Here is a 3,576-nt window from a genome sequence, read left to right as displayed (position 1 = left end):
TCGAAAGTCTGATCTTATTTTCTCGCCGAAAATGAGACGTGGAGCGTGATGACCACGTGGTGGTAGAGGATAGACAAAGAGTGCTCCGAGACCGATTCATAGACACATTCGGTTTCTGGAATGAGATGTGGAACAGCCTGTTGGTTGCCGATCCGGAGTTCTTTGAAGCGTATTTACACTATGGAGGCGTTCCTTGGCAGAGAGGACACCTAGACCCCAAGACTAAAGAACTGATACATGTTGCTGTGGACGGGGCTGCAACACACCTGTTTGTACCAGGACTGCGCGATCATATCCGGCAGGCTCTTCGTTTGGGAGCAACTAAGGAAGAATTGATGGAAGTCTTGGAACTGACAAGTACATTGGGAATTCACGCTTGTAATATCGGTGTTCCAATACTCGTCGAAGAATTAATTGCAAACGGAGAGCAGATTGACTTCAGGCGGTCTGAACGACAAGAACGCCTGAAGCAGGAGTTTGAGAATAAGAGAGGATATTGGAATAAATTCTGGGATGCATTGCTCGTTCTCGATGAGGATTTCTTTGAGTCATACATTCACTTTTCTTCGGTTCCTTGGGTGAGTGGGGTGTTGGAACCGAAGATAAAAGAGCTCATTTATACCGCATTCGACGTTGCCGCAACGCACCTTTATGAGTCGGGTTTGCGCCAACATATCCGCAACGCCATTGGTTATGGGGCCACAAAAGAGGAGATCATGGAGGTCATCGCATTGGCTTCGACCTTGGGAATCCATTCCTGCAATGTGGGAGTTCCCATTTTGCTTGAGGAACTTCAGGCTACGGCCTCCGTGCAACAAAGGGCGAACGGGGCGGATGAGTGATGGACAGGTCGCGGGAGGGATCATGCCCTCATCGGTTCGTAATGACGCAAAGGGGATGAGCAAGTTGAGTGAGACGCTGGGCTTTATTGGGCTTGGTAACATGGGGCATCACATGGCATCTCGGCTTTTACGTCAGGGATATTCGATGGTCTTGTACGACATCCGCCAGGAAGCGCTGGACCCTTTTAGAGAGCATCCCAACGTAACAGTAGCTTCTTCTTGTGCGGAGGTGCCGGCGCAGGCAAAGACCATTCTTGTGAGCCTCCCTAATCCCCAAGTTGTGCGATCCGTTGTTCTCGGGGAAGGTGGATTGTGCAGTGGTGGAAAATTCGACACTTACATCGACCTGTCGACTACCGGCCCTCAGGTATCTGAAGAGATTGGCCGAAAACTGGCTGAGCACGGCACAGTGAGCTTGGATGCTCCGGTAAGTGGCGGTGTTCCTGGGGCAGAAGCCGGGACACTGTCGATCATGGTCTCAGGTGACAAGGCTGCGTATGAGCGACATATGCCTGTGTTTCAAACCATTGGAAAGAAGATTTTCTATGTAGGGTCGTCCGTTGGACAGGCGCAAACCATGAAGCTGGCAAACAATTATCTGTCAGCGGTTGCACTTGCGGCTACATCCGAAGCGATTGTCCTCGGCGTCAAGGCCGGATTGGATCCACAAACGATGTTGGACGTCTTGAATGCAAGCAGTGGAAGAAACAGTGCGACCTTGGATAAGTTTCCGGCTGCTGTGTTGAATCGGAAGTTCGATTATGGATTCAAATCCGGTTTGATGTACAAGGACGTTGCTCTGTGCCTGGCTGAAGCCGATAGGCTTGGAGTTACCATGTGGGCTGGAACGAACATCAAGGAACTCTGGAAATTGACGAAGGAGAAGCTGGGGTATGATTCGGATACAACTGAAATTATTCGTATATTCGAGGAATGGGGTGGCGTTGAGGTGACTGCATAATGATTGTGCACTTCAACATACTGGGGGTATGAATCATGACAGGTGAGATGAAAATGTATTCTTTTGGGTCCCTTATTGATGGACAGGAGCTAAAATCAGGGGAAAGAAAGATCATCGAGGTTAAGAGACCCTATGATGGTCAATTGGTAGGCAAGATATTCTGTGCTACGCAAGAAGAAGTTGAGAAAGCGATTACTGCGGCATCCCGGGCATTTACTACGGTGATGAAGACGATGCCGGCCCATAGGAGATCGGATATCTTGCGCAAAACGGCAGACCTGTTAGAAGTGCGCGCTGACGAGTTTGTCACCTTGCTGGCGATGGAAACAGGCAAGCCTGTTCGGGAAGGTCGAGTAGAAGTTTCCCGTGCTGTTCAAGTTCTTCGATTCGCTTCCGAAGGAGCGAAGCAGATCCACGGGGAGGAGATTCCTCTCGACAGTGCGATCGGCGGCGAACGTCAGATCGGATTCACGAGACGATATCCACTTGGAGTAATTGTTGCCATTACTCCGTTCAATTTTCCGTTGAATCTGGTCTTGCATAAAGTGGCCCCAGCTATTGCAGCCGGCAACACAGTCGTACTGAAGCCGGCCGAAAAGACTCCGCTGTCCCCTGTACTTCTCTATAAGTTGTTCGAAGAAGCGGGACTTCCGGCCGGGGTGTTAAACATCTTGATGGGGACTGGTCCGGACCTAGGAGGACCCTTGGTTCGTGATCCGAGAGTGAAACGGGTTACATTTACCGGCAGTGGTCTCGTAGGTTGGAAACTAAAAGAAATGGCAGGAAACAAGAAGGTAACTCTCGAATTGGGCTCCAATTCACCGAACATCGTGTTCGAGGACGCAGATTTGGATACCACGGCCACGGCGTTAATCAACGGAGGTGTGGTGACAGCCGGTCAAGCGTGCATCTCGGTACAGAGAGTCTATATTCAAAGATCAGTGTACGAGTCACTGGTTGAAAAACTCGTGACGAAGGCCAAGGCCCTGAGAGTGGGAGATCCTTTGGACGAAGCTACCGACGTTGGTCCCATGATTACGGAAGATGCGGCCAAACGGGCGGAGCAATGGATACAGGAAGCTGTCGAAGAAGGGGCGACGGTGCTGACGGGCGGTCGCAGGCACGGGACATTGTTTGAACCGACTATTTTAGCCAACGTCACTGCCAACATGAAGGTAGTTTGTCAGGAAGTCTTTGCCCCGGTAATCAGTGTGATACCCTTTGATACCGAGAATGAAGCGATCGAGATGGCGAACGATTCGGATTTGGGTTTGCATGCTGGCGTTTTCACCAAGGATATCAACCGCGCCCTGCGAGTTGCGGAAGCGTTAGAGACGGGCGGAGTGTGGGTGAATGAGGCATCCATTCGCAGGTATGATCACATACCCTACGGAGGGGTAAAGTTAAGCGGAATCGGAAAGGAAGGCGTACGTTACGCGATTGAGGAGATGACAGAAGAAAAGTTCATTGGGATCAAATTATCTTGAAATCATATTGTTACGCCAGAAAACGAGAAATGAAGAGTGTAATGAGGAGTATGCTCCTGGAAAGTAGAGCTAACTACAGCAACATCCCATATTGAATGCGGACATCCTTTATGCTACCATATCAGCACTACAAAAGTGTCGACATAGTTGAAATACAAATTAGTCGAGTATATTGGCGACTTATGGTCTGAGGCAAGGGGGGAGCCCGGTCCAAATGAAAGTTGGATGAAGGCGTTTTCGGGAGTTCGCAGAAGTGACTGTCTGGTTACGCTTACAAGGGGAGGCG

General features: G+C 50.0%; 3 protein-coding genes. All 3 read left to right on the top strand.

What is annotated here, in order from left to right:
- The first annotated feature begins 80 nt into the window (after positions 1 to 80).
- The 3 genes from AK2_RS16130 (at position 81) to AK2_RS16120 (ending at position 3,290) form a co-directional block, all read left to right on the top strand.
- Entirely contained in the window at positions 81 to 842 is a 762-nt protein-coding gene (locus tag AK2_RS16130; protein WP_217994723.1) for a carboxymuconolactone decarboxylase family protein, read from the top strand.
- Between the two features lie 64 nt (positions 843 to 906).
- A complete protein-coding gene (locus tag AK2_RS16125; protein WP_083521312.1) occupies positions 907 to 1,803 on the top strand; it encodes an NAD(P)-dependent oxidoreductase in 897 nt (298 codons plus the stop codon).
- 35 nt (positions 1,804 to 1,838) lie between these two features.
- Positions 1,839 to 3,290: an aldehyde dehydrogenase family protein gene (locus AK2_RS16120; protein ID WP_245632953.1), complete on the top strand. Its 1,452-nt coding sequence runs from the start codon at positions 1,839 to 1,841 to the stop codon at positions 3,288 to 3,290.
- The last annotated feature ends 286 nt before the right edge of the window (positions 3,291 to 3,576 follow it).

This window comes from Alicyclobacillus kakegawensis NBRC 103104 (assembly GCF_001552655.1).
GTDB lineage: Bacteria > Bacillota > Bacilli > Alicyclobacillales > Alicyclobacillaceae > Alicyclobacillus_G > Alicyclobacillus_G kakegawensis.
The sequence above is the reverse complement of the archived record's forward strand: the minus strand, read 5'-3'. Positions and strand labels throughout refer to the sequence as shown.

Coding starts and splice junctions, on each gene's coding strand:
- AK2_RS16120 (WP_245632953.1), top strand. CDS start 1,839: ATGACAGGTGAGATGAAAATGTATTCTTTTGGGTCCCTTATTGATGGA.